Annotated in this window: 20 protein-coding genes and 1 pseudogene; 11 read left to right on the forward strand and 10 right to left on the reverse strand. The window is 72.3% G+C overall.

All coding sequences use genetic code 11. The annotated features are described in order from the left end of the window. Nucleotides 1-150 precede the first annotated feature (150 nt). Nucleotides 151-1,272, reverse strand: coding sequence for an ABC transporter substrate-binding protein (locus tag IF83_RS0108520; protein WP_030543462.1), 1,122 nt, complete (start codon nucleotides 1,270-1,272; stop codon nucleotides 151-153). 348 nt (nucleotides 1,273-1,620) lie between these two features. On the opposite strand from IF83_RS0108520, the gene IF83_RS0108525 reads away from it, so the two are divergent. Further along, a complete protein-coding gene (locus IF83_RS0108525; protein ID WP_030543463.1) occupies nucleotides 1,621-2,595 on the forward strand; it encodes a hypothetical protein in 975 nt (324 codons plus the stop codon). Nucleotides 2,596-2,685: 90 nt separating this feature from the next. On the opposite strand, the gene IF83_RS0108530 is transcribed toward IF83_RS0108525, so the two are convergent. Both IF83_RS0108530 and IF83_RS0108535 read right to left on the reverse strand, forming a co-directional pair. Then, nucleotides 2,686-2,892: a DUF397 domain-containing protein gene (locus IF83_RS0108530; RefSeq protein WP_030543464.1), complete on the reverse strand. Its 207-nt coding sequence runs from the start codon at nucleotides 2,890-2,892 to the stop codon at nucleotides 2,686-2,688. Beyond that, on the reverse strand, nucleotides 2,889-3,725 hold the full coding sequence (locus IF83_RS0108535; RefSeq protein WP_394297308.1) for a helix-turn-helix domain-containing protein: 837 nt from the start codon (nucleotides 3,723-3,725) through the stop codon (nucleotides 2,889-2,891). The genes IF83_RS0108530 and IF83_RS0108535 overlap by 4 nt, the downstream gene beginning before the upstream one ends. A 343-nt stretch (nucleotides 3,726-4,068) precedes the next feature. Between IF83_RS0108535 and IF83_RS0108540 the strand changes: the two genes are divergently transcribed. After that, nucleotides 4,069-4,812 (forward strand): class I SAM-dependent methyltransferase, encoded by a 744-nt coding sequence (locus tag IF83_RS0108540; RefSeq protein WP_030543466.1) that lies wholly within the window; start codon nucleotides 4,069-4,071, stop codon nucleotides 4,810-4,812. 108 nt (nucleotides 4,813-4,920) lie between these two features. After that, complete coding sequence (locus IF83_RS0108545) at nucleotides 4,921-5,478, forward strand: ATP-binding protein (RefSeq protein ID WP_279617213.1); 558 nt, start codon at nucleotides 4,921-4,923, stop codon at nucleotides 5,476-5,478. Between the two features lie 83 nt (nucleotides 5,479-5,561). Here IF83_RS0108545 and IF83_RS0108550 read toward each other — a convergent pair whose 3' ends face one another. Continuing rightward, nucleotides 5,562-5,915, reverse strand: coding sequence for a hypothetical protein (locus tag IF83_RS0108550; RefSeq protein WP_051722582.1), 354 nt, complete (start codon nucleotides 5,913-5,915; stop codon nucleotides 5,562-5,564). Nucleotides 5,916-6,446: 531 nt separating this feature from the next. Here IF83_RS0108550 and IF83_RS34635 point away from each other — a divergent pair. Continuing rightward, nucleotides 6,447-6,887, forward strand: a complete 441-nt coding sequence (locus IF83_RS34635; protein WP_030543469.1) for a DUF4396 domain-containing protein — start codon at nucleotides 6,447-6,449, stop codon at nucleotides 6,885-6,887. Nucleotides 6,888-7,303: 416 nt separating this feature from the next. After that, nucleotides 7,304-10,864 carry a WD40 repeat domain-containing protein gene (locus IF83_RS0108560; RefSeq protein ID WP_244176933.1) on the forward strand — a complete coding sequence of 1,187 codons (3,561 nt, stop codon included), beginning with the start codon at nucleotides 7,304-7,306 and terminating at the stop codon, nucleotides 10,862-10,864. A gap of 64 nt (nucleotides 10,865-10,928) precedes the next feature. Here the strand turns inward: IF83_RS0108560 and betT are convergent, their stop codons facing one another. Further along, a complete protein-coding gene (gene betT, locus IF83_RS0108565; protein WP_078843291.1) occupies nucleotides 10,929-13,115 on the reverse strand; it encodes a choline BCCT transporter BetT in 2,187 nt (728 codons plus the stop codon). A 3-nt stretch (nucleotides 13,116-13,118) separates the two neighbouring features. Then, nucleotides 13,119-14,777, reverse strand: coding sequence for a choline dehydrogenase (gene betA, locus IF83_RS0108570; RefSeq protein ID WP_030543472.1), 1,659 nt, complete (start codon nucleotides 14,775-14,777; stop codon nucleotides 13,119-13,121). Nucleotides 14,778-14,863: 86 nt separating this feature from the next. On the opposite strand from betA, the gene IF83_RS0108575 reads away from it, so the two are divergent. Further along, on the forward strand, nucleotides 14,864-16,363 hold the full coding sequence (locus tag IF83_RS0108575) for an aldehyde dehydrogenase family protein (RefSeq protein ID WP_051722583.1): 1,500 nt from the start codon (nucleotides 14,864-14,866) through the stop codon (nucleotides 16,361-16,363). Between the two features lie 109 nt (nucleotides 16,364-16,472). Here IF83_RS0108575 and IF83_RS0108580 read toward each other — a convergent pair whose 3' ends face one another. Further along, entirely contained in the window at nucleotides 16,473-17,768 is a 1,296-nt protein-coding gene (locus IF83_RS0108580) for an aspartate aminotransferase type Ic (RefSeq protein ID WP_037679151.1), read from the reverse strand. A 152-nt stretch (nucleotides 17,769-17,920) separates the two neighbouring features. Here IF83_RS0108580 and IF83_RS0108585 point away from each other — a divergent pair, with 152 nt between their 5' ends. Both IF83_RS0108585 and IF83_RS0108590 read left to right on the forward strand, forming a co-directional pair. Beyond that, complete coding sequence (locus IF83_RS0108585; protein WP_030543475.1) at nucleotides 17,921-18,142, forward strand: type II toxin-antitoxin system VapB family antitoxin; 222 nt, start codon at nucleotides 17,921-17,923, stop codon at nucleotides 18,140-18,142. Then, the gene (locus IF83_RS0108590; protein WP_030543476.1) at nucleotides 18,139-18,558 is read left to right on the forward strand and encodes a PIN domain-containing protein; all 420 of its coding nucleotides are present in this window, start codon (nucleotides 18,139-18,141) and stop codon (nucleotides 18,556-18,558) included. The genes IF83_RS0108585 and IF83_RS0108590 overlap by 4 nt, the downstream gene beginning before the upstream one ends. A 172-nt stretch (nucleotides 18,559-18,730) precedes the next feature. On the opposite strand, the gene IF83_RS0108595 is transcribed toward IF83_RS0108590, so the two are convergent. From IF83_RS0108595 to IF83_RS0108605, 3 genes are all read right to left on the reverse strand, one after another. Then, nucleotides 18,731-20,158, reverse strand: coding sequence for an N-acetylmuramoyl-L-alanine amidase (locus tag IF83_RS0108595; RefSeq protein WP_078843292.1), 1,428 nt, complete (start codon nucleotides 20,156-20,158; stop codon nucleotides 18,731-18,733). Between the two features lie 209 nt (nucleotides 20,159-20,367). Further along, nucleotides 20,368-20,490, reverse strand: coding sequence for a hypothetical protein (locus IF83_RS35270; protein ID WP_279617214.1), 123 nt, complete (start codon nucleotides 20,488-20,490; stop codon nucleotides 20,368-20,370). Between the two features lie 185 nt (nucleotides 20,491-20,675). Continuing rightward, complete coding sequence (locus IF83_RS0108605) at nucleotides 20,676-21,980, reverse strand: serine hydrolase (RefSeq protein ID WP_244176937.1); 1,305 nt, start codon at nucleotides 21,978-21,980, stop codon at nucleotides 20,676-20,678. Between the two features lie 326 nt (nucleotides 21,981-22,306). On the opposite strand from IF83_RS0108605, the gene IF83_RS0108610 reads away from it, so the two are divergent. The 3 genes and pseudogenes from IF83_RS0108610 to IF83_RS30015 form a co-directional block, all read left to right on the forward strand. Further along, nucleotides 22,307-23,044 (forward strand): M23 family metallopeptidase, encoded by a 738-nt coding sequence (locus IF83_RS0108610; protein ID WP_078843303.1) that lies wholly within the window; start codon nucleotides 22,307-22,309, stop codon nucleotides 23,042-23,044. A gap of 499 nt (nucleotides 23,045-23,543) precedes the next feature. Then, nucleotides 23,544-24,527, forward strand: a complete 984-nt coding sequence (locus IF83_RS0108615) for a helix-turn-helix domain-containing protein (protein ID WP_244176939.1) — start codon at nucleotides 23,544-23,546, stop codon at nucleotides 24,525-24,527. A gap of 94 nt (nucleotides 24,528-24,621) precedes the next feature. Continuing rightward, nucleotides 24,622-25,416 (forward strand): annotated as a pseudogene (locus tag IF83_RS30015) (transposase); the annotation flags it as partial. Nucleotides 25,417-25,482: the final 66 nt, after the last annotated feature.

Genomic DNA, 25,482 nt, shown 5'->3' on the forward strand with positions numbered 1-25,482 from the left:
GCCTCCCGCCGCTGGTGAAGGTGCGGGGGCGGGACCTCGCGCCGAGGGCCGCCGCGCCCGGCACCGTCGCCCCGTAGCGGGCAGCGCATGCGTGTGCCGGTGAGCTGCAACCGAGCCTCCGGTACGTTCCCCGGCTCGTCGCCCGCTCGCTCAACCCGTGTGAAGGACCCGAAAGCGACCCGGTTCCGCCGGGTCCCGGTCGGCGACGTGGACGGGCGGCCAGGACCACTGCCACACGCTGATGCCCGGCGTGCGCGAGAACCGGATCGGCCCGCGGGTGCCTTCGACGGCGACGCGCGGCCAGAGGCCGGCGCTGTGCGCCCGGTCCGCGTCGTGAGCACGCAGCACCTCGGCGAGCACGACGACGGTGTCGTAGCCCTCGAAGGCGACGAAGGATGGCTCTCCGGCCAGCCGTTCGCGGAGCTCCGTCGCGACGCGTGCGCCGAGTGGGCCGAGGCGCTCGGGCAGGTAGCGCAGGAACGGGATGGCGGCGCCGTCGTCGCCCAGCAGAGCCGCCCACGCGGGGAACTCCGGCTGCCCGGCCGGAGCACCGATCGTGATCCCGGCGAGGCGCGGGTCGCGGCGGACGGACCTGACGATCGGCACGGCCGGCTCCGGGTGACCGGCCAGGAGAAGCAGGGCTGTCGCACGGCTCTCGGCGAGTTCGTCGCACACGGCCGCGGGGGCAAGCGCACGCGCGTCGAGTTCGACGATGCTGCCGCCGCGGGGAGCGAGGTGCTCCCGCAGGATGCGGGTCCCGGATGCCCAGTAGACGCTCGGTTCGGCCGCCACGGCGATGCGGCGGTGGCCCGCGCCGAGGAGGAAGTCCGCGTAGATCCGCCAGCCGTGGGACTGCGCCGGGGCGAGGCGCGCGACCCATTCCGCCGGCTGATCGGTGAGCGCGTCGAGCACCGCCGACGAGCAGAGGAACGGCACACCGAGGGCCTCGGCCCGGGCAGCGGCGGCGCGAGCGGCGACGCTGTGATACTCCCCCGCCAGGGCGGCCACACCCAGACCGGCCAACTCGTCCACGGCCGCCGCGGCCCGCCGCGGATCGGCCGCGGTGTCCCGGACCGCCAGCTCAAGGGGCCTTCCGGCGATCCCGCCGCCGTCATTGACGTCGCGAACGGCCAGCTCGATCCCCGCGAGCAGGTGCCGGCCCGCCTCGGTCCATCCGGGCGGGGTCAGCGGAACGAGAACGCCGATCAGGAGGGGTGACCCGGATGACCCGGCAGTTCGACCCGACCGGGAGGGCGGTGGTGACGTGTTCATGCGCCGGTCTCTCCCATGTGGCGATGCGGTCGCGGCCTGCCCGGAGCCCGGAGTCGCGAGGCCCGGCGGTACACGTCCAACGCATCGCGCCTCGGCGCTCGTACTCGGGTGACCATGTCGGCCATTGCACGCGCCGCCATCGTCGACAGGCAACCGATTATCTTCCCCGGCATGCTCCAGGCCATCGGCCGCTCGAAGGTCCTGGGGACCCCGCCGGTGAACGCCTCCTGCGGCCCGCCGCTCCGGCTCCACCGGTGCGGTCGAGCCGGAGCGGCGTTGACACCGTGCGCTGATAGAAAGAACTAACCGCTCCAGCAAACCAGTTGCAACCCGGGGGAAGGGCAATTCATGTCACAGCCGCAACCGCCACCGCAGCCGCCCGGTGAGCCGCCACAGGGCGGGGGGCACGGTGTTCCGCAGGGGCCTCCGCCGCAGGGGGCGCAGGGCCCGTACGGCGTGCCGCCGCCGCAGCCGCCGCCCGGCTACGGCTTCCCCCAGGCCGCGCCGCCCGCCCAGGCCGCGCCGCCCGCGCAGCCCGCACAGCTCGCGCAGCCCGCGCCGGGCAACCCCTACACCCAGCCGTCCGCGCAGCCCACGCCCTCTCCCCCGCCCGGCTACGGCCAGCCCGCCCCGTACGGCTACGGGCAGCAGCCGCCGGGCCAGGGGTACGCGCACCCGGCGCCCTACGGCGCGTACCCGCCGCCCCCGCACGCCCCGGCCCCGGGCGTCCCGGGCGGCCCGGGCAAGCGCAGGACCGCACTTTTGGCGGGTGCCGCCGCCGTGGCCCTGGTTGTCGTCATCGGCGGCGTGTGGCTCGCGGTCGGCGGAGACGAGGACGGATCCGGGTCGACGGCGGCGAAGACCCCGTCCGCGAGCGCGGAGGAGACCGACGCGGGGGCCGACCCCACGCAACCGGGACCGGAGCCGACTTCGACCCCCACTCCGTCGGAGACCGAACCTGAACCCGAATCCACCCGGAACCCCTTCGTCCCCGAGCCGACGGGGACCGGCCTGCAGGCCGTCTGGAAGGCCTCCGACGGGCCCATGCTGGCGCTGGGCGACGCGTACACCGACGAGCCCAGGCGCATCAACGCCGTCTACGACGACCGGGACGGCCTGGAGTGCAAGGGACGTTGGCAGAAAGACGGTTCGGGCGACGAGCTGGTCGTCGCGCTGCTCTGCGAGCAGGACGGGGAGCGCGTCAAGAGCAAGGACCGTTTCGGCAGGCTCTCGCAGAGCGGCGACACGCTCACCGTCAAGTGGGAGCAGGGCGCCAAGGGGACGGACACCTTCGAGCGTTTCCGCGACATGGAGAAGGACTGACGCGGGGCGCGTGACGGCGGCCGGCCTCGCACCGCGATGCCCCCGGTACCGGTCGGAGCCGGTACCGGGGGCATCCTCATGCCCGGCGTCTCAGGCGCGCGCGGCGAACTCCACGAAGGCCGACCACTCATCGGCCGCGACCGAGAGCACGGGGCCCGCCGTGTCCTTGGAATCACGGATGCGCACGGCTACGGGGCCCGCCGCGACCTCGACGCACTGGCCGCCTCCGCTGCCGCTGTAGCTGCTCTTCCGCCAAGTCGGCTCGTCTATCGGCTTGGTGATCTTCTCAGCGCTCATGCGTCTCCCAACAGGGTCGTGATGAAGGCCAGCGAATCGTCCGGGGTCAAAGCCTGCGCCCGGATGATTCCATACCGCGCTTCGAGCGCGTGAACGGTTTCCCGGTCGGTGTGGAGTCGGCTCGTGTCCTGAACCTCCACGTAGGCGATCCTTTGCCGCTCGGTCGTCTCCATCAACGTGAAGGGCCCGTCCAGACCGGCGTGTTCCGTCCTGTCCGTCGGCATGACCTGGATCACCACATGCCGCAACTGGCCAATGGCCAGAAGGTGTTCCAGTTGCCTGCGAAGAACATCCCGTCCGCCAATGGGGCGGCGCAGTACGGCTTCCTCGATGACGAAACTCAGCAGCGAGGCCGGGCGCCGGGACAGAATCTCCTGGCGCTCCATGCGCGCGGCCACCCGCTGTTCGATGAGTTCCTCGTCCACCGGCGGGCGGTACATCGTGAGGACGGCTCGCGCGTACTCCTCCGTCTGCAACAGGCCGTTGATCACTTGGCAGTCGTAGGCGTTCAGTTCCACGGCTCCGGCCTCGAGCTTCGCCGCGTCGCGGAAGTAGGCCGGATACCGCGCCCGCAGCACCTCGCCCTTCATCGCCGCCAGCAGTCCGCCGCCGTCCAGGACCTCGTCCGCCTTGTCGATGAATTCCGGCCGCGCGATGCGCCGGCCCCGCTCCACCGAGGAGATCAAGTCCTCCCCGTACTGCATCTGCTGGCCCAGCTCGGCCTGGGTGAGTCCGGCGCGGGTGCGGAGCACCCGGATCTGGGCGCCGAAGCTCTTGAGGAAGGAGCCGGTTCCGTCGCCGTCCGGGAGCTCCGGCCGTCCCATAACAGCCATGCGTGTACCTCCGATTGCGTGTGTGCGCTGACTGACCGCCGACCGCCACGGGGATCGGTCACCCGTAGTCGATTGCGCACTCGCTCCCGGCCGTCTTCGCCGCCCACCCCGTGCACCTGTCGGTAACCGTCCGCCTCTGCGGTCGCGCGGTCACGCTATGCACACCGGAGGGCCGCTCGACCGGAACAGCCGGAACCTCACCCATCCGAATGATCCGAACTTGCCGCAACGTCAAGCTTTTGAGCCCCGCTGCGCGGCGGCGGGGGCCCAACGCTCCGAGCCCTCGCTCCACGGGGCAGAAATCCGGTGGACATCCCAGCGGCCGGCGGCGAGCGTGGAGGGCATGGATCAGGAGAGCATCTGGGGCGCCGATGCGGCCCACAGTTACGACACGCCCGGCACCGGTATGTTCGCGCCCGATGTGCTGGGCCCGGCCGTGGACCGCCTCGCGCAGCTCGCGGGCGACGGAGCGGCGCTCGAGTTCGCCATCGGGACGGGCCGGGTGGCCATCCCGCTCGCGGAGCACGGAGTGCCCGTCACGGGGATCGAGTTGTCCCGGCCGATGGTGGAACAACTGCGCACCAAGGCCGATGAATCGACGATCCCCGTGGTCATCGGCGACATGGCGACCGCCACCGCCCCGGGTACGTACTCCCTGGTCTATCTCGTCTATAACACGATTTCCAACCTGCTCACCCAGGCCGAGCAGGTCGAGTGCTTCCGCAACGCGGCCCGACACCTCGCGCCCGGCGGCCGGTTCGTGATCGAGCTTTGGGTGCCGGAGCTGCGCAAGCTTCCGCCGGGGCAGACGGCCATGGTCTGGCAGTCCGAGCCCGGCTACATCGGCTTGGACACTTACGACGTCCTGCGCCAGCACGTCGTGTCGCACCACTTCCGGTTCAACGAGACCGAGCAGGCGGAGCTGTTCCGCAGTCCGCACCGCTACATCTGGCCGGCCGAGCTGGACCTCATGGCGCAGCTCGCCGGGTTCGAGCTGGAGACCCGGCACGCGGACTGGGGCGGCGCCGAGTTCACCGCCGAGTCGGACTCGCACGTCTCCGTCTACCGCCTCCCGCCCACGCGCTAGACGGGCACGGTCCGGGGCATCCGACAAGGCCGCCCATCGTCGGTACAGAACCGGACGTCCCGACATCAGTGCTGGTCAGAGCCGGTGCGTAGGGCCAATCTCAACGGCATGACACACGAAACACCCGTCTCTCGCAGGGGGACGATCACGCCCCGCCCGGCCCTCCGCTCCACCGGCTCACGGCCCTCCCGCGCCCTGGCGCGGACCGAGGCGGCCGGGGGCGGGCAGGCCGTCGCGATGCGGTTCACCTCCACGCCGCGCGGTGCGCGGCTGGCCCGGCTGCTGGTCTCCCAGTGGCTCGACGAGTGGGGTCACCCGTACCACTCCGAGACGAACCACACCGTGGCGCTGATCACCGCCGAGCTGGCCGCGAACGCCGTGCGCCACGGCCGGGTGCCGGGGCGGGACTTCGCGGTACGGCTCAGCCGGGCCGGCGGGGTGCTGCGCATCGAGGTGAGCGACACCCGCACCGAACGCCCCGTGCCCACGGATGAACCCGAACTCCCGGCCGCGGCGGCCGAGTCGGGCCGGGGTCTCTTCCTCGTCTCACGGCTCGCCGCCCGCTGGGCTGTGACCCCACGCCGGGACGGCCCGGGCAAGGCGGTGTGGGCGGAGGTGCCGTGCGCCGTGAGCGACGACCCGAGCGAGGGAGAACGGCTCCCGTAGGGCTCGGTTGCCGCTGCGGCAGACCTCCGCTTGCGCCGTCGACCGTCCGCCTCGCCCTGCCCGCGCGCCGTACCGAACGGTCTTCAGCTCCTTCCGACGCTGATGACGATGAGGAGGAGCGTGGGCAGTGCGGTGGCCGCGGCGCTCAGGAGCCAGTACGTGCCCCGGGTCAGCGGAGTCCTGCGCCGGAGCGGCCAGTTGGCCAGCCACCAGACCAGGCCGAACAGGATGAGGACCGGCGTGGCCAGCATCACCCAGGGGAGGACCCCGTCGTTCTCCGTGGGCTCCCCATCGGTCCAGCCAAGCTCCGCGAGCGGCCAGTTGGAGGCGAAATACCAGAGCAGGAAGGCGGGTACGACGGCGGGAACGCCCAGCAGGACGTTGACGGTCAGGGACAGCCCCACGCGGAGCCGGGCGGGCGCGGTGCTCTTCTTCACTCGGTCTCACTCGGGGCGGGAACAACGTGACGTGGTCGCCAGGAGGCTGAGGCTATCGGGCCCGCAGCACCCGCGCGCGGTCACGGTCGGCCGACCCGGCGCGGCGTGGCTGCCCGCGCTCCCGGCACCCGGCCCGCAACCGGCCTGCCCGGTGCCCCAGTGTGCCCGTCCGAACCCACCCCCTCGACATGTATACCCCAAGGGGGTATACATATCTCCCATGCGGCCGTCGGCATCGGCCGCGGAATCCGGGAGGGGATCGTCATGCAGCACGCGCATGAGCACCATCAGGTCACGCACGAGCAGGGCCAGGACGGGGCCGGGGCCGGGGCCGGGGCCCAGACTGGGCACACCGCCCGGGCCGAGCACGGCACCACCACCACGGGGGAAACAGCTCACGCCGGGCAGCCGCACAGCGCCGCCGCAGAGCCGGCGGGAGTCCACACCGCGCACGGACCGGCGGGGCACGGACCGACGACTCATGCATCGACGGCTCACGGACCGTCGGTTGACCGCCCCGGCACCGTCCCGGTGTCGTGGCGCACCGCCTCGCAGGCCACGCTGCACTGCCTCACCGGGTGTGCGATCGGCGAGGTGCTGGGCATGGTCATCGGCACCGCGGCCGGGCTGTCCGCCGGGGTCACCGTGGCGCTGGCCGTCGCCCTCGCCTTCTTCTTCGGGTACGCGCTGACGATGCGAGGCGTTCTCAAGGCCGGGCTGGGCTTCCGCGAGGCGCTCAAGGTGGCCCTCGCCGCGGACACCGTCTCCATCATCGTCATGGAGACCGTGGACAACGCGGTCATGGTCGGCGTGCCCGGGGCCATGGAGGCGGGTCTCGCCAACTGGCTCTTCTGGGGCGCCCTGGCGTTCGCGCTCGCCGTCGCCTTCGTGCTGACCGTGCCGGTCAACCGCTGGCTGATAGCCCGCGGCCGGGGCCACGCGGTCGTCCACGCCCATCACCACCACCACTGACGGCGGCGCACGGTGCCCGGACGTCCCGTGGCACGGGACGGCGCGAGGGCCTCGCCGGAGGAGCGGGGAGCTCCGGCGGGGCCCTCGCGTGCCATCACTCAGCGCTGGGGGCATGGGAGTTGGGGGCCGCACGCCCCACGTGGCGTATCGCGGCCCAGCCCGTCCTCATCTCCGTGCTGTCCCTGTCGCTCCTGACCGCCGGGGCCACGGCAGGCGGGCTGTGGGTGGTCGGGGTCTTACCACGATCGTGCTGCGTCTGATGGGGCTGGACGGCTCGCGGTGAGACGGCTGCGCCTGTTCCCGACCCGGTCCTCGCGCGGCGGAGCCTCACCCCGGCCCCGATGCGTAAGGTTGGCGGAAGGTCACTGATCGCCACGGGTGGGGGCAGGGTGGATCGTCGTCCGGCGAAGCTTGTTGTGGATGTTCTGATCATGCTGGTCGGGGCACTGCTGGGCATGGCGGCCAACTACGCCACCAGCAGGACGGACGACGTGCCCTGGCTGCTGCGGGTACTGCGGGAGTGGTCGGTCCCCCTGGTCGTGGTGGCACTCGTTCTTCTCGTCGCGGGACAGGTCTGGCTGCACCTGCTGGAGCGGCCCGCTGCGATCAAGCGGAAGTGGAATGCCGCGCAGCCCCCGTATCCGGGTCTGGAGGCGTTCACCGAGGACGACTCCGGCGTCTTCTTCGGCCGCGACCGGGAGATCGGGGACCTCGTCGGGCGGCTGCATCCGGCCGTGCCTTCTCGTGCGCACCGGTTCGTCGCGGTGATCGGCCCGTCCGGGAGCGGGAAGTCCTCGCTGGTCCGGGCCGGGCTGCTGCCCGCGCTCGGTCGGCGGCGGGGCCGCTGGGCCGTCGTGGCTCCGTGCACCCCCGGGGCCGATCCGGAGGCGAGCCTCGCCGCGAGCCTGGCCGCCGCCGGGACGGAGATGACCGGCGCGCAGGTGCTGGCGGAGCTGAGCGGTGGCGCCCAGGGGCTGGGCCGGTGCCTGGAGCGGCTGCGCTCCGTTCGGGGCGGGCCTGCCGTGCCGGTCCTGCTGGTCGTCGACCAGCTTGAGGAGGTCTTCACACTCTGCGGGGCGCGGGAGCGGGATGCGTTCCTCTCTCTGATCCGGGCCTCGCTCGCGGCCGACCCTCGTCTGTGGGTGGTGGCCACCCTGCGGTCCGATTTCCTCACGGACCTCCTGGAAACCGAGCACGCCGGCCTGGTGCGCCAGCCGGCGCTGATCGGCATGCTCGGCCGCGCCGAGCTGTTCCAGGTGATCGAGGGACCGGCCGAGGCCGCGGGCCTGAGCTTCGCTCCCGGGCTCGTCGCGCAGATGGTGGACGACACCGGGGGCGGCGACGCGCTGCCCCTCCTGGCGTACACCCTTCAAGGGCTCTACCTGCGGGTCGGCCCCGGCGGAACGGTGACGCACGAGGACTACCGGTCTCTGGGCGGGGTCGCCGGAGCGCTGTCGGACCAGGCGGACCGGATCAGCGCCGAGCTGCGGGCGGCCGACGCGGACGCGCCGGTCCTCGCCACCTTGCTGAAGTTCGTCTCCCTGGAGCACGGCGAGCCGGCCCGTCGCCGCGTCTCACGTGAGGACCTCGCGGACGAAGAGCGGCTCGTGGCCGGGGCGTTCGTCACGGGGCGGCTGCTCACCAGTGCCGATGGCGTCCTGGACGTGGCTCATGAAGCGCTGTTCCGGCAGTGGCCACCGCTGCGCCAGGCTGTTGCGGCCCGGGCGCGGGAGTTGCGGCATCGCGGCGAGCTGGAGCGATGGGCGCGGGACTGGCAGCAGTCGGGGCGCCGGGACGCCTACCTGTTGAGCGGTGAACGGCTGACCGCTGCCCTTGCCTGGTCGGACGAGGCGGCCGACCTTCTCGGCGGCGCTCCGGTCGTGGCGGAGTTCCTGGAACGGTCCGTGGGCCAGGACCGCGCGTTCCGGGAGCGGCTGGCCGACGGTGTGGCCGCGCGGGTCATGGAGAGCGCCGCGGGGGACCCGGAACTGGCGCTCCTCGGTGCTCTCGCCGCCGTGGAGGAATGCGCTCCGACCCCAGCGGCCCAGCAGGCGCTGCACGTGGCTCTCAACGCCTCACGGCGGTATGCGGTCTTCCGCGGTCACGAGGAGGACATCAACGCGGTGGCCTGGTCGCCCGATGGCGCCCGGCTGGCCACCGCGTCCGACGACGGCACGGTCCGCGTCTGGAGCACCGCGGAGTCCACCGGTCCCGTCGTTCTCACCCGGCCCGGCGGGGACCGGGTGTATGCGGTGGCCTGGTCTCCGGACGGGAAGCGATTGGCGTGCGGCTCCCGGGACGGTACCGTCACCCTTTGGGACGCCGGGACATGGGCTGAACTGGGCGTGCTCCGCGGGCATGACGGTGCCGTCGACGGCCTCGCCTGGGCGCCCGACGGGGCGCGGATCGCCACGGCGGGCAGCGACCGCACGGTACGGATCTGGGACGCGGCGTCCCGTGCGGAACTGACCGTGCTGACCGGGCATGAGAGACCGGTGTGGGACGTGGCCTGGTCACCCGACGGCCGGCGGCTCGCGAGCGGCTCGGACGACACCTCCGTACGCGTCTGGTCCCTCTCGCCCGGTACGGACCCCACACTGCTGACGGGCCACCAGGCCGGTGTCTGGGCCCTGGCCTGGTCACCGGACGGGCGCCGGCTCGCCTCGGTGTCGGAGGACTGTACAGCGCGCATCTGGGACGTCCTCGCAGCACAGACCGTCGCGGTGGACGCGCGTGCCGTGTCCGCTCCGCATCAGCGGCTGGAGTTCCACGAGAAGCTGGAGTGCGTGGCGTGGTCCCCCGACGGCCGCCGCATCGCCGTGGGCGACACGGAGCGCACCGCCAGGGTCTGCGACCTGGCCACTGGTGAGAAGACGGCCCTCTCCGGCCACACCGACACCGTCAACGGCATCGCCTGGCACGGCCGGCGCATCGCCACGGCCTCCCGCGACAGAACGGTGGCTCTCTGGGACGTGGTCCCACCCGGTGGGCAGCGCAGCACGCTGCTGGGCCACACCGGATCGGTCAAGAAACTGGCCTGGGATTCCGGCGGGACGCGTCTCGCCACCGCCTCGAAGGACGGAACGGCCGCCGTCTGGGACCCTGAGCGCAGCAGCATGGTGACAGTGCTCGAGCATGGCGGAGAAGTGTCCGATGTGGCCTGGTCCCCGGATGGTTCCCGGCTGGTCACCATCTCCCGCGGTGCCGTCGGTACCGTCTGGGACGTACGGGACCGTACGCGGATCGCCGCGCTGCGCGGTCACGGAGACGAGATCACCAAAGTCTCCTGGTCGGCCGACGGCAGGCGGATCGCAACCACCTCGCGGGACCACACCGCCCGGGTCTGGACCGCGGACGACGGCACGGAGGCCATGGTGCTCCGCGGCGGCGGGTACTGGCTCGGCGGCGCCGCATGGTCACCGGACAGCCGCCACCTGGCCACGTCTTCGACGGACACGGAGCTCTGCGTCTGGGACGCCGAACAAGGCGTTGTCGTAACGGCCCTCCGCGGTCACACCGACTACGCATGGAGCCTCGCGTGGTCTCCCGACGGGCGGCGGCTGGCCTCGGGCTCCCGGGACGGCACCATCCGTATCTGGGACCCGTTCACGGGCGCCGCGCTCCACACGATGGCCGGGCACCGGAAGCGGGTCCAGGATGTCGTGTGGTCTCCCGACGGAAGGCAGCTCGCGTCCGTCTCCTGGGACCGGACCGTACGGTTGTGGGATCCACACCGCGGCCGTCACCTGAAGGTGATCGGTGTCCACGACGACCAGGCCAACGGACTGGCCTGGCACCCCGGCGGATCTCTTCTGGCCACGGCCTCCCGCGATCGCACGGTGCGGATCTGGGAACCTGCCGCGAGCCTCGACTCCCTTGTGGAGCGGGCCCGTTCGCGGGTCTTCCGCCGTCTCACCGATCGCGAGCGCCGCAGCCTGCTCCTGCCGTCCCGTCCCGGACCCGACCCCTTCGGGTGAGTCCGGACGGGGATGGCGGCGCGGTGGCGGCGGTCCCGGCCTCGGCCACCCGGGCCCCGCCCCGTCAGCCCCCGTCTCCCGGCAGATGGCTTCCCGCCGTGTCGGGCCGGTGGTCCGGGAGGGCCGAGCGGGCGGACGACTCGCGGTGCAGGCGCAGGAATTCCAGGTGCTGCTCGTAGTGGCTGAGGATGTCGTGGATGAGCTGCTCCCTGGTGTAGCCCATGACGTCGTAGCCCTGGCTGCCCTCGGCGAGCTGGACCTCGAAGCGCACATAGGTGTCGTGCGCGGTGACCGAGCGGGTGGCGAACGCCGGTACGGCCGTCTCGGTGGGCCACACCCGGTAGAGGAACTCCTCCACCGGGCCGATCGGCACCCGGAGTTCCACGGACGGCACCCGCAGTTCCTCCTCCGTCACCTCGGTGAGTTCGGCCGCCAGGCCCTGCCCGCGCAGCTCCGCGGCGACGTCCTCGAAGGCGGGGCGGCACACCTCGTCGACGAACCGGACGGCGTCCGCCCGGCCGGGGAAGGACGTGGCCCGTGCGATCCGCTGACGCCAGCTCAGGTGCGGCGGCGGGACGGCGGGCGCCGCCTCCTCCCGCATCCTCTCCAGGCGCAGCGCCCGGTAGAGCCCGGCGATGATGAGGAACATCACGAAGGAGAAGGGCAGCCCCATGATGATGGTCGCGCTGGTGAGCGCGTCCACGCCGCCGACGAGGAGCATGGCGAGGGTGAGCAGCCCGGTGGCCCCCGCCCAGAAGACGCGTACCCACGCGGAGGCGTCGGTGAGCGGGGTGGGCAGGTGCGAGCACAGGTTGCTCATCACCAGCGCGCCGGAGTCGGCGGAGGTGACGTAGAGCAGCAGTCCGACGACGGTCGCGAGCCCGGCGCTGAAGGTGGCGCCGGGGAACTGGTCGAGCAGCCCGTAGAAGCCCTGCTCGGGGGTGTTCATGGCGGTCTCGCCGAACGCTGCGTTCCCCTCCCGCACCACGTTGAGCGCGCTGTTGCCGAGGACGGAGAGGAAGGTGAGGGTGAAGAGGAACGGGATGACGAGCGTGGCCGCGACGAACTGGCGGATCGTCCGTCCCTTGGAGATGCGGGCCAGGAACATGCCGACGAACGGGGCCCAGGCGATCCACCAGGCCCAGAAGAACAGGGTCCAGGAGTTGAGCCACTCGGTCGGCCGGTCGTAGGCGAAGGTGTTGAGGGTCATCGAGGGGAAGCGGCTGACATAGTCCCCGATGTTGAGGACGAGGCTGTTGAGCAGCCGGAGCGGGTCGTCCGCGAACAGCATGTAGGACATCAGGAGGATGGCGAGCAGGACGTTCAGCTCGGACAGCCGCCGGATGCCCCGGTCGACGCCCGCCACGGCGGAGGCCGTGGCCATGACGACGGCGACGGCGATGAGGCCGATCTGCGCGGCCGTGCCCTCGGGGATGCCGAAGAGGTAGTTCAGCCCGAAGTTGAGCTGGACGACGCCGATGCCGAGCGACACGGAGATGCCGAACACCGTGCCGATGATGGCCGCGAGGTCGACCGTGTCGCCGATCCGGCCGTGGATGCGCCGGCCGATGACCGGGTACAGAGCCGAGCGGATCGCGAGGGGGAGGCGGTAGCGGAAGGAGAAGTAGCCGAGCGCCATGCCCATCAGGGCGTACATGGCCCAGCCGGTGATGCCGTAGTGGAACAGCGTCCACACCACGGCCTGCCGGGCGGCCTCGACGGTCTCGGCGTCTCCCTCTGGGGGCGCGAGGTAGTGGCTGACGGGGCCGGAGACGGCGAAGAACATCAGGTCGATGCCGATGCCGGCCGCGAACAGCATGGCCGCCCAGGCGAACACCCCGTAGTCGGGGGTGGAGTGCTTGGGGCCCAGCTTGATGCCGCCGTAGCGGGACGCGGCCACGTACACGACGAACAGCAGGTACAGGGTGGCGGCGAGGAAGTAGTACCAGCCGAATCCGCTGGAAATCCAGTCGACGCCCACGCCGATGGTCTCCTCGGCGCCCTCCGGGGTGATGATCGCCCAGATCGAGACCGCCAGGATGAGCGCGGACGAGCCGATGAAGACGACCGGCTTCAGCCTGCTCTCCCCGTGGACCGGCGGGCTGCCCGCAGGGCCCCGTTCCCCGGCCGGGAGGCCGCCCGTGCTTCCGCCGCTCCCCTTCCCTCCCCCGCTCGCGCGCCCGTCCCCGCTTCCGGGCCCCCGCCCCCGGCCGCTTCCGGGCCCGTCTCCGCTCGTGCCGTACGCCGCCATGGCTCATGCCTCCTGAACGCGGTGCCGGTGGAAGCCGGCCGTGGCCGGCGGCAGCGGGGTGTTGCCGAGGATGAGGTCGGCGGCCTTCTCGGCGAGCATCATCACCGGGGCGTAGATGTTGCCGTTGGTCAGGTAGGGCATCGCGGAGGCGTCGGCCACCCGGAGCCCTTCCACTCCGTGGACGCGCATGGAGAGCGGGTCGACCACGGACATCTCGTCGATGCCCATGCGGGCGGTGCAGGAGGGGTGGTACGCGGTCTCGGCGTCGCGGGCGACCCAGTCCAGGATCTCCTGGTCCGTGACGACCGAGGGCCCGGGGGAGAGTTCGCCCGCGTCGAAGACGGCGAAGGCGGGCTGGCCGAGGATGTCCCGGGCGACGTGGACGGCCTCCACCCACTCCTTGCGGTCGTTCTCCGTGGAGAGGTAGTTGAAGCGCAGCGCCGGGTGCTGCCGGGGGTCCGCGGACTTGATCTTCACCGAGCCGCGCACGTCGGAGTACATGGGGCCGATGTGCACCTGGTAGCCGTGCTCGGCGCCGACGGGGGTGCCGTCGTAGCGCACGGCGATGGGCAGGAAGTGGAACATCAGGTTCGGGTAGGCGACCTGGTCGTTTCCGCGGACGAAGCCGCCCGCCTCGAAGTGGTTGGTCGCGGCCGGACCGCTGCGGAACAGCAGCCACCGCAGTCCGATTCCGGGCCGGCGGCTCCATTTGAGCGCCGGGTTGTAGGTGACGGGCTGTTTGCAGGCGTGCTGCACATAGACCTCCAGGTGGTCCTGGAGGTTCTCCCCGACCCCGGGGAGTTCGTGCACCATGCGGATGCCCAGCGGGGTGAGCTCGCCGGGATTCCCGATTCCGGAGAGCTGGAGCAGCTGAGGCGTGTTGATCGCGCCGCCGCAGAGAATCACCTCTCCGGCGGACACCCGTCCGCGCTGGCGTCCGTACCGCCGGTACTCCACACCGACCGCCCGCTTCCCCTGGAAGAGCACGCGGTCCACCTGCGTGAAGCACCGCACCGTCAGATTCGGCCGCTTCTTCACCGGGTGCAGATAGGCGCGGGCCGCCGACCAGCGCCGGCCCCGCTTGATGTTGCGGTCGAAGCGGGCGAAGCCCTCCTGCCGGTAGCCGTTGACGTCGGGGGTCAGCTGGTGGCCGGCCTGCTGCGCCGCCTCCAGGAAGGCGTGGAACAGCGGGTTGGCCGCCGGCCCGCGCTCCAGCCACAGCGGGCCGCCCTGGCCGCGCCAGTCGTCGGCCCCGGCGACGCAGTGCTCCATCCGCTTGAAGTAGGGCAGGCAGTGCGCGTAGTCCCAGGTCTCCATGCCCGGGTCGGAGGCCCAGCGTTCCAGGTCCATCGGGTTGCCGCGCTGGAAGATCATGCCGTTGATGGAGCTCGATCCGCCGAGCAGCTTGCCGCGGCCGTGGCTGACCCGGCGGCCGCCCATGTGCGGTTCCGGTTCGGAGACGTAGCGCCAGTCGTACAGCGGGTTCCCGATGACCATCGTCAGGGCGGCGGGCATGTGGATGAGGATGTCCCAGATCCAGTCCGGCCGGCCGGCTTCCAGGACCAGGACCTTGTTCTCCCGGTCCGCGCTGAGGCGGTTGGCCAGGGCGCAGCCTGCCGACCCCCCGCCGACGATGACGTAGTCGTACTCCGCTCGGCCCATGCTGTGCTCCTCGTCCTCGGATGGCATTCCACGGCGCTGAAACCTAACGTAGAAAGCGGTGCATTCCGGCGCACAACGGTGGCGGCATTCGGCGCTCCACCGGGAAAGGACTTCCCACGTCCAGTCTCTTCATCGACGGGGTATGGAAAACCGCCGCCGGCGGTGCCACCCGCGACGTGATCAACCCCTACGACCAGTCCGTCGTCCGCACCGTGGACGAGGGCGGGGAGGCGGACGCCCTGGCCGCGGTGGACGCGGCGCGGTCCGCCTTCGACGGTGGCGTCTGGCCCTCCTGGACCGCGCGGCAGCGCTCCGAGCTGCTCCGCCGGGTGGCCGGCCTGCTGCGGCGGGACCGGGAGCACATCGCCCGGCTGGAGACGCTCGACACCGGCAAGACACTCGTCGAGTCCGGTATCGACGTGGACGACGTGACGGCCGTGTTCGAGTACTACGCCGGGCAGGCCGAGGCGGACTCCGGGCGGCTGGTGGACGCCGGCGATCCCCGGATCCGCAGCCGCGTCGTCCATGAACCGGTCGGTGTCTGCGCGCTGATCGCGCCGTGGAACTACCCGCTGCTGCAGGTGTCGTGGAAGGTGGCGCCCGCGCTGGCCGCGGGCAACACCGTGGTGATCAAGCCCAGCGAGATCACCCCGCTGACGACCATCCGGCTGGTCGAGCTGCTGGAGGAGGCCGGCGCCCCCGCGGGCGTCGTCAACCTCGTGCTGGGCGCGGGCGGGACCGTCGGCGCGGCGCTGGTGGAGAGCCCGGGGGTCGATCTGGTGTCGTTCACCGGCGGCCTGGAGACGGGCCGCCGGATCATGCGGTCGGCGGCCGGGACGGTCAAGAACATCGCCCTCGAACTGGGCGGCAAGAACCCCAATATCGTCTTCGCCGACGCCGACTTCGAGGCCGCGATCGACTACGCCCTGATGGCCGTCTTCTTCCACGCCGGGCAGGTGTGCTCGGCGGGCACCCGGCTCATCGTGGAGGACGGGCTGCACGACGCGTTCGTCACCGAACTCGTCGCCCGCGCCGAGCGCATCCGGCTCGGCAACGGACTGGACGAGGGCACCGAGAGCGGTCCGCTGGTTTCCGCCGAGCACCGGGACAAGGTCGAGTCCTATGTGGAACTCGGCGTCCGGGAGGGCGCGACTCTCCTGGCGGGGGGCCGGCGCCCGGAGGAACCGGGCCTCCGGAACGGGTTCTTCTATCTGCCGACGGTGTTCGACGACTGCACCCGGGACATGCGCATCGTGCAGGAGGAGACCTTCGGGCCCATCCTGACCGTCGAGCGCTTCACCGGCGAGGAGACCGCGATCGAGCTCGGCAACCACACCGACTACGGGCTCGCCGGCGCCGTGTGGACGGAGGACGCCGGCCGGGCCGAGCGGGTGGCGCGGGCGCTGCGCCACGGCACGGTGTGGATCAACGACTTCGGCCCGTATCTGCCGCAGGCCGAGTGGGGCGGTTTCAAGCGCTCCGGCATCGGCCGGGAGCTGGGCCACGACGGCCTCGCGGAGTACCGCCAGGCGAAGCACATCTACGAGAACACCGCGCCCACTCCGCAGCGCTGGTTCGCCCGCTGACCCCGCGCCGGACGCGGCCGGGCCGCCGGAGGACCGCGGCACGCGAACGGGCCGGTACCCCGATGGTGCCCGGGGTACCGGCCCGCGTTCCGCTGCGGGTCGCGGCGGGTCAGCCGTCCGTGCGGGCGGCCTCCTGCTCGGCGGCGGCCAGGCGGACGCAGACGGCGACGGCGCGCATGGCCTCGCGCACCTCGTCCACCGACGGGAAGCTGGGCGCCAGCCGGATCTCGCGGTCGCGCGGGTCCTTGCCGTACGGGAACGCGGCACCGGCCGGGGTCAGCGCGATGCCCGCCTCCTTGGCGAGGCGGACGACCTCGCTCGCGCAGCCGTCGGGGACGTCCAGGCTGACGAAGTAGCCGCCCTTGGGCCGGGTCCACTCGGCGATGCCGAGCGGGCCGAGCTCGCGCTCCAGCACCTCGTAGACGGCCGCGAAGCGGGGCTCCAGCAGCGCGCGGTGGCGCTCCATGTGGGCGGCCACGCCGTCCGCGTCCCGGAAGAAGCGGACGTGGCGGAGCTGGTTGACCTTGTCGGGGCCGATGGTCTGCTTCGCCAGCCGCTCCTTCATCCAGGCCACGTTGGCCGGGGAGGAGCCGACGAAGGCCACGCCCGAACCGGCCGCGGTGATCTTGGAGGTGGAGCCGAAGACGAACGCGCGGTCGGGGTTCCCCGCCTCGGCGCAGGCGTCCAGGATGGAGAGGATCTCCACCTTCTCCGCGGTGAGGTGGTGCACCGCGTAGGCGTTGTCCCAGAAGAGGCGGAAGTCGGGCGCGGCCGTCGGCATCGCGGCGAGGCGGCGCACGGTCTCGTCGCCGTAGACCTCACCGGTGGGGTTGCTGTACTTGGGCACGCACCACATGCCCTTGATCGTCGGGTCGGAGGCGACGAGCTCCTCGACGACGTCCATGTCCGGACCCTGGCCGGTGAGCGGGACCGGCACCATGTCGATGCCGTACCGCTCGCAGATCCCGAAGTGCCGGTCGTAGCCGGGGACGGGGCAGAGGAAGCGGACCCTCGGCTCGTCCGCCCAGCGGCGCTCGCCGCCCGGGAGGACGGAGAGCAGCGCCTGCACCACGTTGTCGTGCATGAGCGTGAGGCTGGCGTTGCCGAGGGCGAGGAGCTGCCCGGCGGGCACCTGGAGGGGGCCGGCGAAGATCTCGCGCAGCTCCGGGAGGCCGAGGAGGCCGCCGTAGTTGCGGGTGTCGGTGCCGTCGGCGGCCTTGATGTCCCCGGCTGCGGGGAGGGACAGCAGGCCGTCGGCGAGGTCGAGCTGCTCCGGCGAGGGCTTGCCCCGCGTCAGATCCAGGCTGAGCCCCTGGGCACGCAGTTCGGCGTACTCCTTGCGGGCGGCCTCCAGCCCCACCTCCCCGAAGAGGGGGGCGGATTCCTGTACGGACCCAGACGACACGGTATTCCTCCAGCGCACATGGTGCTTGAGCAGGTCAGCGGCCAATGTACCAAGGGAGCGCGGAGCCCTGCCCGGCTCGGCGTTTACCGCGAACGAGCCCCCACGACAGGTTCATATACACTGAGTATTGCTCTTGAATAGAGAGGTCCAGTATGAGTGTGACGACGATCGATCTCGATGACGACGCCTTGGAGAAGGCCATGCGCGTCGCGGGCGGCGGCACCAAGAAGGATGTGGTCAACGCCGCTCTCCGCGAGTACGCCGAACGCCACCATCGGGCGGCGCTCGTAGCCAAGCACTTCCGAGCCGCCCAGCAGTGGGATTACCAGGGCTGGCAGCGCCGGCGCACCGAGGACAAGCAGGGCAGCGCGTGATTCATTACCTGCTCGACTCCTCGGGCCTGTGGCGCCTTCTGCGCGAGCAGCATCTCAGTGCCGCGTGGCTGGAGACCACCACTCTGCGGGCCATCGGGTCGTGCGCCGCCCAACGAGCCGAGTTCCGGCGCTCGGCGCGCAACGCGACCGAGTACGAGGCCATGGGTGACATGTTCACTGACCTGTACCCCGATGTGCCGCTCCCGAAGAGGCTGTGGGACTGGGTCGACTCGGCGCAGTACGCTCTCGCCGAGAAAGGCGCCCTTGGCGCGGCCGGGCCACTTGACCTGATAATCTGCGCAACCGCCGCGCACCACGGGCTGATCGTCCTGCACGACGACGCCGACTTCGTCACCGTGGCTCGCTTCCTGCCCGACGTCAGCGAGCGCAATGTGCGCAACGTGCCAGAACTCTGAACGATTCGGTGTATCCACGCGGGCTTCCATACGGCCCGGTGCAAGTTCCCCAGTGTGGCGGTCCTATGCCCTCTCACCCGGCGTATCCGAGTCCTGCGGCGCCCGGGCCGGTCGGGACGGCCGGCGCCTGGTGCGGGCCGGCCGTCCCCGTGCCGTCATCGTGGCGGGCGGGTCAGCAGGCCGGGACGCCCGGGAGCCAGGATTCGGGGACGTCGATGAAGATGTTGGAGACGTAGCCGCCGTAGTCCGGCAGGTACGCCCAGGCGTCGTTGGTGTAGCCCTGGTACGTCACCTGCTGGCCGCGCACCTGGCAGCGCACGCGGACCGTGGTCGGGCCGGCGAGGCTCGCCACCCGCGTCGAGTTCGTCGTGGCGGCCTGGCGGATGCCGACGTCCGTGCCCCAGGTGGGGAAGGACTTGGTGTCGCCGCTGCTGCCGCCGCGCACCAGCTCCATGTAGTACGACCAGTCCCAGTGCGGGCCGGGGTCGGTGTGGTCGTTGCCGGGCACCTCGTGGTGGCCGACGATGTGCGCCCGGTCCTTCGGTATGCCGTACTTGTCGGCCAGGTGCCGGGTCAGCGCGGCCGAGGAGCGGTACATGGCGTCGGTGAACCAGGAGGGGTCGTCGACCCAGCCCTCGTGCTCGATGCCGACGGAGTAGGCGTTGCCGGAGCGTGCGTGCCAGGCGGTGTTGCTGTCGCGCACCATCTGGGTGACCTGGCCGTCCGAGGAGCGGACCACGTAGTGGGCGCTGACCTCGGCGGACGGGTTCTGGAACCAGCTGATCGTGCCGGCGTACGAGCCCTGCGTGACGTGCACGACGACGGCACTGATCGGCTGCGAGCGGCCGGTGGCGTAGTTGGCGGAGCTGGCCGCCACCCACTGCGCGGGCGGGTAGTCGGGGCTCTGGGCGCCCGTCTCGCCGGTCTCCCCCGTGACGTCGGCGTCGGCGTACGTGCCGCGCTGGGGGGTGACCTTCCGCGGCTTGACGCGGATCTGCTCGCCGCCGTCCGCGTGGCCGCGGATGCCGGAGGCCAGGAGTTCGTAGACGGTGTCGGCGTAGAGCCGGCCGGCCCGGGCGCCGTCCGTGCCTCCGTAGCGGGCGGTGACCGGGTACCAGGCGCCGAGCCGGTCGCGTTCGGCGGCGTCCAGGCCGAGGTCGTCGGCGAGGGCGCGGAGGACGGCGGCGGCGCCGCGGATGTTGGCCCCGGTGTCCTTCTTGAGGTCGGTGACGCGTTCGCCGGTGATGCGGGCGGCGCGCTCCAGGGTGTGGTGGCCGGGGTTGCTCACCAGGTGCATGACGCCGTAGCCGTTGGCGTGGCTCGGCGCGCCGTCGTGGTCGTCCAGGTGCGTCTCGCCGTAGCCGACGGCCACCAGGAGGTCGCGCGGTACGTCGTACTCTGCCGCCGCGCGGGCGAAGGCCGCGTTCACCTCGCCGGAGGCGGAGGCGGGTCCTTCGTCGGGCGCGGCGGACGCGGGCTGGCCGGCCAGGACCAGCGAGGCGGCGACCGCCGTGCCGATCAGCACGGTCAGCCGGCGGTGACGGGGCCGGGGGACGGGACGGGGGCTGGGGCTGGGGGTGGCCGGGATCAACGAGTTCATCGGATCTCTCTCCGCTCTCCGGCGCGTGGGTGAGGGGGGTGGTGGTGCGGCTGGGTTGGTGCGCCCGTGGGCGCGGTGGTGTGCGGACGGTGGGGGGAGCGGATCCGGGCTCCGGCGCGCGTGCGCCGGTACGCGGGGCCGGAGCCCGGATCCGCTCGTGCGTACACCGGCGGCGGATTCGTACGAACGTCCGCCGCCGGCTTACGAGTTCAGCAGTTCGGCACGCCCGGAAGCCAGGCGTCCGCCACATCGGTGACGATGCTGGAGAGATCGCCGCCGACGTCGGGGAGATACGGCCAGACGTCGCCGCCGCACCCCCGATAATCGACCAACTGACCATGCACCTGACAAGTCCATCCTCCTCGGGGTCGCCGGTGCCCGGGAAGCCCGCCCCCCGTGGGGAGCCGGCCGTCGATGAGGCACGGACGCCGCCGGTTGACCGTCCCCCGGCCCGGCGCCGTACCGGGCCGCGCGGGAGGAGGCCCCGCCGACGAGGCCCGCGCGGCCGGCCGCCGGGTCACGCGTACTCCGGAACGCCCGGCAGTCTGCTCTCCGCGTCGATGTACACCGTGGTCATATAGCCCCCGTACTGCGGCAGATACGCCCACCACGCGCTGCTGTGCGGCGGGTCGGAGATCGGCTCGCCGCGCTTCTGGCAGGAGACCAGGACGTCCGCCCCCGCCGGGAGCGTGCTGACGACCGCCGAGGAGGTCGTGGCCCCGGCCCGGATCCGCACCCCGTCGCCCCAGGTCTCGAACCAGGTCCCGGAGGGGTGCCGGGCGCCGGGGACGTCCAGGGAGCCGACGAGCCGGGTGAGGCCGGAGTACGCGGTGCCGTACGGGGTCCCGTCCGGGTGGAGGGTGAGGACGGCGACGATGGTGCGGTCGCCGGGACCGACCGTGCCGGTGGTGTGCAGGGCCTCGCGGACGAGGTCCACATCGGCGGCGGGGGGGGCCGGGGAAGCGGAGAACGCGGCCGGGGCTCCGGGCGCGCCGGCCGCGTTCGCCTTGTCGGCCTCGTCCGCCGCGTCCGCCCCGGCCAGGGCCCCGTCCGCCGTGCAGCCGCCCGAACGGAAGCCGGACCAGCCCTGCTTGACCGCCCACGGCCCCTCGAAGGCCGAGGGAATGCCGAAGTACTGGTCGAAGCCGTCATTGGCGCAGCGCGTCGCCCGGTGGAGGCTGCCCATGATGAAGTCCCGTACCGGGGCCGGGGATTCGTCGAGGATGTGCCGGTAGATCCGCACGGTGTCGGCGGCGGTGAGCGAGGTGTAGCCCCAGTAGCCGGGATGGGCGGCGGGCGGCGGGGTGGTGCCGGTCAGCCCGAGCCGGGGCACCATCCGGTCGATGATCGCGCTGCGGCCGCCCTGGGCCCAGTAGTGGCTCGCCTCGCCGTCGTCGCTGCTGCGCAGCATCGCTTCGAGGCGGCCGCGGTCCTCCTGCGGGATGTCGTAGCCGGGGCCGCGGTCCCAGAGGAAGTCCAGCGCCAGCAGCAGTTTGACGACGGACGCGGACCGGAAGCGGTGGTCCGCGTTGATCCGCTCGGTGAAGCTGCCGGTGCGGCGGTCGAAGACGGCGACACCGGCCGTGACATCCGCCGGGATGTCCGCGCCGGGCCCGGCGAGCGGCGACTGGCGGGGCTGCGGCTGCGCCCCGGCGCTCGCCGGGGCGGCGAGGAAGGCCCCGAGCATCCCCAGCGCGAGGGCGACTCCGGTCAGCGGCCGCCGGATCCACCGGGCGCGGGCGGCGGCCGGGCGGACGGGCTGCGCGGGCGAGTCCGCGGATGGGGTCTGGGCCGGGGTGGTTCCTGGTGGTTCCGCGTGCATCGGTCTGCCGACTCCTCGGGGCCTGACGGTACGGAAGGAACACGGGCGCAAAGCGGTGAGCAGGTGAGCAGGTGAGCAGGTGAGCAGGTGAGCAGCGCCAGGCTGGCGGAGCGCATCCGCCGGGGCAAGGAATTCGATCCCAGGCGAAGACCCCGGGCCATTGTTGTCAGGTACAAGACGAACCGCTTACGTTTCCGGCGTCCCGCAGCGACCGTGGCCCCACCGGCCGGCGGTCCGTCTCCCCCGACCAAGGAGCATGCGTGAACCCGAGACGCCTCCCTGCCGCACTCGCCACCGCGCTCATCGCGCTGGTGGGCCTGCTCGCCATGCCCGCCCAGGCGGAGAGCTCGGGCGCGGCCCGGGCCGCCGCCCCCAACTTCAAGGCCCCCTACCCCTGCGGCCAGAAGTGGACCTACAGCCATCACTCGGCCGAGGTGCGCCGCGCCCTGGACTTCGTCCGCTCCGACGGCGGTTCCACGGCCGGCACGCCCGTCCTGGCCTCCGCGGCGGGCACCGCCACCCGGCACAGCCAGCCCAGCGGCGCCGGCAACTACATCGTGATCGACCACGGCGGCGGCTGGAAGACCTACTACTTCCACCTGGCGAGCTACTCGGTGGCCAACGGCGCGTCGGTCGGCCAGGGCCGGCAGATCGGCACCACGGGGAGCACCGGCAACTCCTCCGGTGCCCACATCCACTACGAGCAGCTGTACAACGGCACCGGCCAGAACATCGTCATCAACGGCTCCGGCCTGGCCTACCCCGGCAGCTACAACCAGTACCACTTGACCAGTGACAACGGCTGCGGCGGCTCCGGTTCGCCGTTCACCACCTGGGGCACCGACGTCCGCGTCCGCGCCGACGCCCGCCTCAACGCCTCCGTGGTCACCGTGCTCGGCGGGCCCACCAGCGTCCGCGTGCTCTGCCAGAAGCAGGGCGACACCGTCAACGCCGAGGGCTACACCAACAACTGGTGGAGCAAGCTCCGCGACCAGGGCGGGTTCATCAGCAACATCTACATCGACCACCCCGCCGCGAAACTGCCGGGCGTACCGCTGTGCTGACGGCACGTTGACCCGTACGGCGCCGGGAACGGGGGGCGCCGCGCGGATCGCACGGGGCGTGCGGGAGCGAACCGCACGGGATGCCCGCCATACGGGACGCCCGGCACGGCCGCAGGGGCTCCGGATCTCCGGGGCCCCTGCGGCCTCTCCCGGCCCCGGCCGGCCGCCGCGCGCCCTCCGCGGCGTCAACCGGCGCGGCGAGGAGCCCGTCCGCTTCCACCCGGACCAACCAGGGCTCTGCATAACCCCGTTGGGCCGTGCGCTCGTTCACCGCAAGCGCCCCCGCCACTCCCCTGCCGTTCCCCGACCCGCCGCCGGACGGGCCGTGCTGTGACCGTCAACACCCGCCAGGATCCCGTCCGATGGCCTGACGCCGGGCCGCCTACCCGCGTAGACTCCCCGCGCGAACGCAACGGGAGACATTCCGAGGCGGCCGGATCCGGCCCGCCCCCGACCAGGGCGGGCCCGCGACGTTCTCCGGGGGTGCGCAGTGCTGCGGGTGGACTTCAGCGGCCGGGAACTGGCCCGGCTGCGCATGGCGGCGGGCGTCGATCCGCTCTGGGAGATCGCGCTGAGCCTGCATCTGCTGCAGACCCGGCAGGCGGCCCTCGTCTTCGACCCCTGGCGCCGCGAGGTGCGGGCGTCCCTGGAACGCGCGGGGCTGACGGCCGCCGTGCGCGGCCTGATGCTGCTCTGCCCGCCCGCCGCCTACTTCCCCGACTTCCTCACCCCCGGCGGCGCGGCGGACCTCGACACCGGTCTGGAGAAGGTGATGTGCACGCCCCGGCAGCGGCTGGCCGCGGAACTCTCCCGGCTGTACGCGGGCGCCCCGCTGCCCAGCGGCGTGCGGCGGCTGGCCGAGGGCAGCCCGGAGGCGCTGCGCTGGCTGGGCACGGCGCTCCGCCGCTACCACGCGGTGGCCGTCGAGCCGTACCTCCCGGCCATCCGCACCGAGGCCGCCGCCGACCGTTCCGAGCGCGCCGAGGCGGCCCTGACGGGTGGCGCGGAGGGGCTGCTCGCCAGTTACGGCGGGCTGCCGGAGTGGCGCTGCGAGGGCAGCGCGCTCCGCGCCCCGTATCCCATGGACCGCGAACTGCGGCTGGACGGCCGGACGTTGACCCTGGTCCCGGGCTTCTTCTGCGTCCGGGCACCGCTGGCCCTGGCGGACGACGGCCTGCCGCCGGTCCTGGTGCACCCGCTCTCCCCCGCCCCGGGCTGGCTGGAACGCGCCCGGCCGAGCGAGAGCGCACCGCCCGCCGCCCAGCTCATCGGCACCTCCCGCGCCCAGCTCCTCCAACTCCTCGACCGGCCGATGACCACGACGGGCCTGGCCTCCGCCCTGGACCTGGCCCCATCGACGACGAGCCGCCACACCTCTGTGCTGCGCGAGGCCGGCCTGCTCACCTCACGCCGCCAGGGCCTCTGCGTCCTGCACCGCCGGACCCGGCTGGGCGAGGCCCTGCTGGAGGGGGCGCTGCATTGATACAGGCGCCTCGTCCCCGTACTCCGGTCCTGATCCCGGATGCCCAGCGCGGCGGCGATCACCTACCGGCCGGAACTTTCCCGCGAGACACCGCGGAACGCGGGGCTCGAACACGGCCGCCGACCACATCACCACCGCCCGCCTCGCGCTGGCCCAGCTGCCGAAGAAGTACCGGCGCGGGCGGCAGACCCTCATCCGCTGCGATTCCGCCGGCGGCACCCACGACTTCGTGTCCTGGCTCGCGAAGCGAGGACGTTGGCTGTCCCACTCGGTCGGCATGGTGATCAGAGAGACCATCCACAGCCACGTCCTCAAGATCCCGGCACCGGCCTGGACGCGGCCATCGAAACGGACGGCGAGATCCGCGACGGCGCCTGGGTCGCCGAACTCACCGGCGATGTCCTCACCGGCTGGCCGAAAGGGATGCGGCTGATCGTCCGCAAGGAACGACAGCATCCCGGTGCCCAGTTGCGGATCACCGACGCGGACGGCATGCGGATCACCTGCTTCGCGACCGACACCCCCCACCGGCCGATCGCCGGGCTCGAGCTCCACCACCGCCTGCGGGCCGTGGGCCGAGGACCGCATCCGGGCCGCCCGCGCGACTGGACTGCGCAACCTGCCCCTGCACCACACCGCCCGGAACAAGGTCTGGCTGGAGATCGTCCAGATCGCCCTCGACCTGCTCGCCTGGATGCCCATGCTCGCCCTGACCGGCCAAGCCCGCCTCTTCGAGCCCCGCCGGCTGCGGTTCCGCCTGTGCTCCGCGGCCGGCCAACTCGTCACCACCGGCCGGCGCCGCATCCTCCGCCTCGCCCGCCACTTGCCCTGGACCGGCGAGATCACCGCCGCCCTTGAACGGCTTGCGCTCCTGCCCAACCCCGGCTGACCAACCGGTAACCGACTGGCTTCTTCGTTTGACCAGAACTCGCGGGTGCCCGGCAGGCCCGAGAGC

It is taken from the genome of Streptomyces albus subsp. albus (assembly GCF_000719865.1).
Classification (GTDB): Bacteria; Actinomycetota; Actinomycetes; order Streptomycetales; family Streptomycetaceae; genus Streptomyces; species Streptomyces albus_E.

Excerpts from the sequence above, each read along its gene's own strand:
- IF83_RS0108520 (WP_030543462.1), bottom strand. The coding sequence starts at position 1,272 with ATGAACACGTCACCACCGCCCTCCCGGTCGGGTCGAACTGCCGGGTCA.
- IF83_RS0108525 (WP_030543463.1), top strand. The coding sequence starts at position 1,621 with ATGTCACAGCCGCAACCGCCACCGCAGCCGCCCGGTGAGCCGCCACAG.
- IF83_RS0108530 (WP_030543464.1), bottom strand. The coding sequence starts at position 2,892 with ATGAGCGCTGAGAAGATCACCAAGCCGATAGACGAGCCGACTTGGCGG.
- IF83_RS0108535 (WP_394297308.1), bottom strand. The coding sequence starts at position 3,725 with ATGGCTGTTATGGGACGGCCGGAGCTCCCGGACGGCGACGGAACCGGC.
- IF83_RS0108540 (WP_030543466.1), top strand. The coding sequence starts at position 4,069 with ATGGATCAGGAGAGCATCTGGGGCGCCGATGCGGCCCACAGTTACGAC.
- IF83_RS0108545 (WP_279617213.1), top strand. The coding sequence starts at position 4,921 with ATGACACACGAAACACCCGTCTCTCGCAGGGGGACGATCACGCCCCGC.
- betT (WP_078843291.1), bottom strand. The coding sequence starts at position 13,115 with ATGGCGGCGTACGGCACGAGCGGAGACGGGCCCGGAAGCGGCCGGGGG.
- betA (WP_030543472.1), bottom strand. The coding sequence starts at position 14,777 with ATGGGCCGAGCGGAGTACGACTACGTCATCGTCGGCGGGGGGTCGGCA.
- IF83_RS0108585 (WP_030543475.1), top strand. The coding sequence starts at position 17,921 with ATGAGTGTGACGACGATCGATCTCGATGACGACGCCTTGGAGAAGGCC.
- IF83_RS0108595 (WP_078843292.1), bottom strand. The coding sequence starts at position 20,158 with ATGAACTCGTTGATCCCGGCCACCCCCAGCCCCAGCCCCCGTCCCGTC.
- IF83_RS0108605 (WP_244176937.1), bottom strand. The coding sequence starts at position 21,980 with ATGCACGCGGAACCACCAGGAACCACCCCGGCCCAGACCCCATCCGCG.
- IF83_RS0108610 (WP_078843303.1), top strand. The coding sequence starts at position 22,307 with ATGCCCGCCCAGGCGGAGAGCTCGGGCGCGGCCCGGGCCGCCGCCCCC.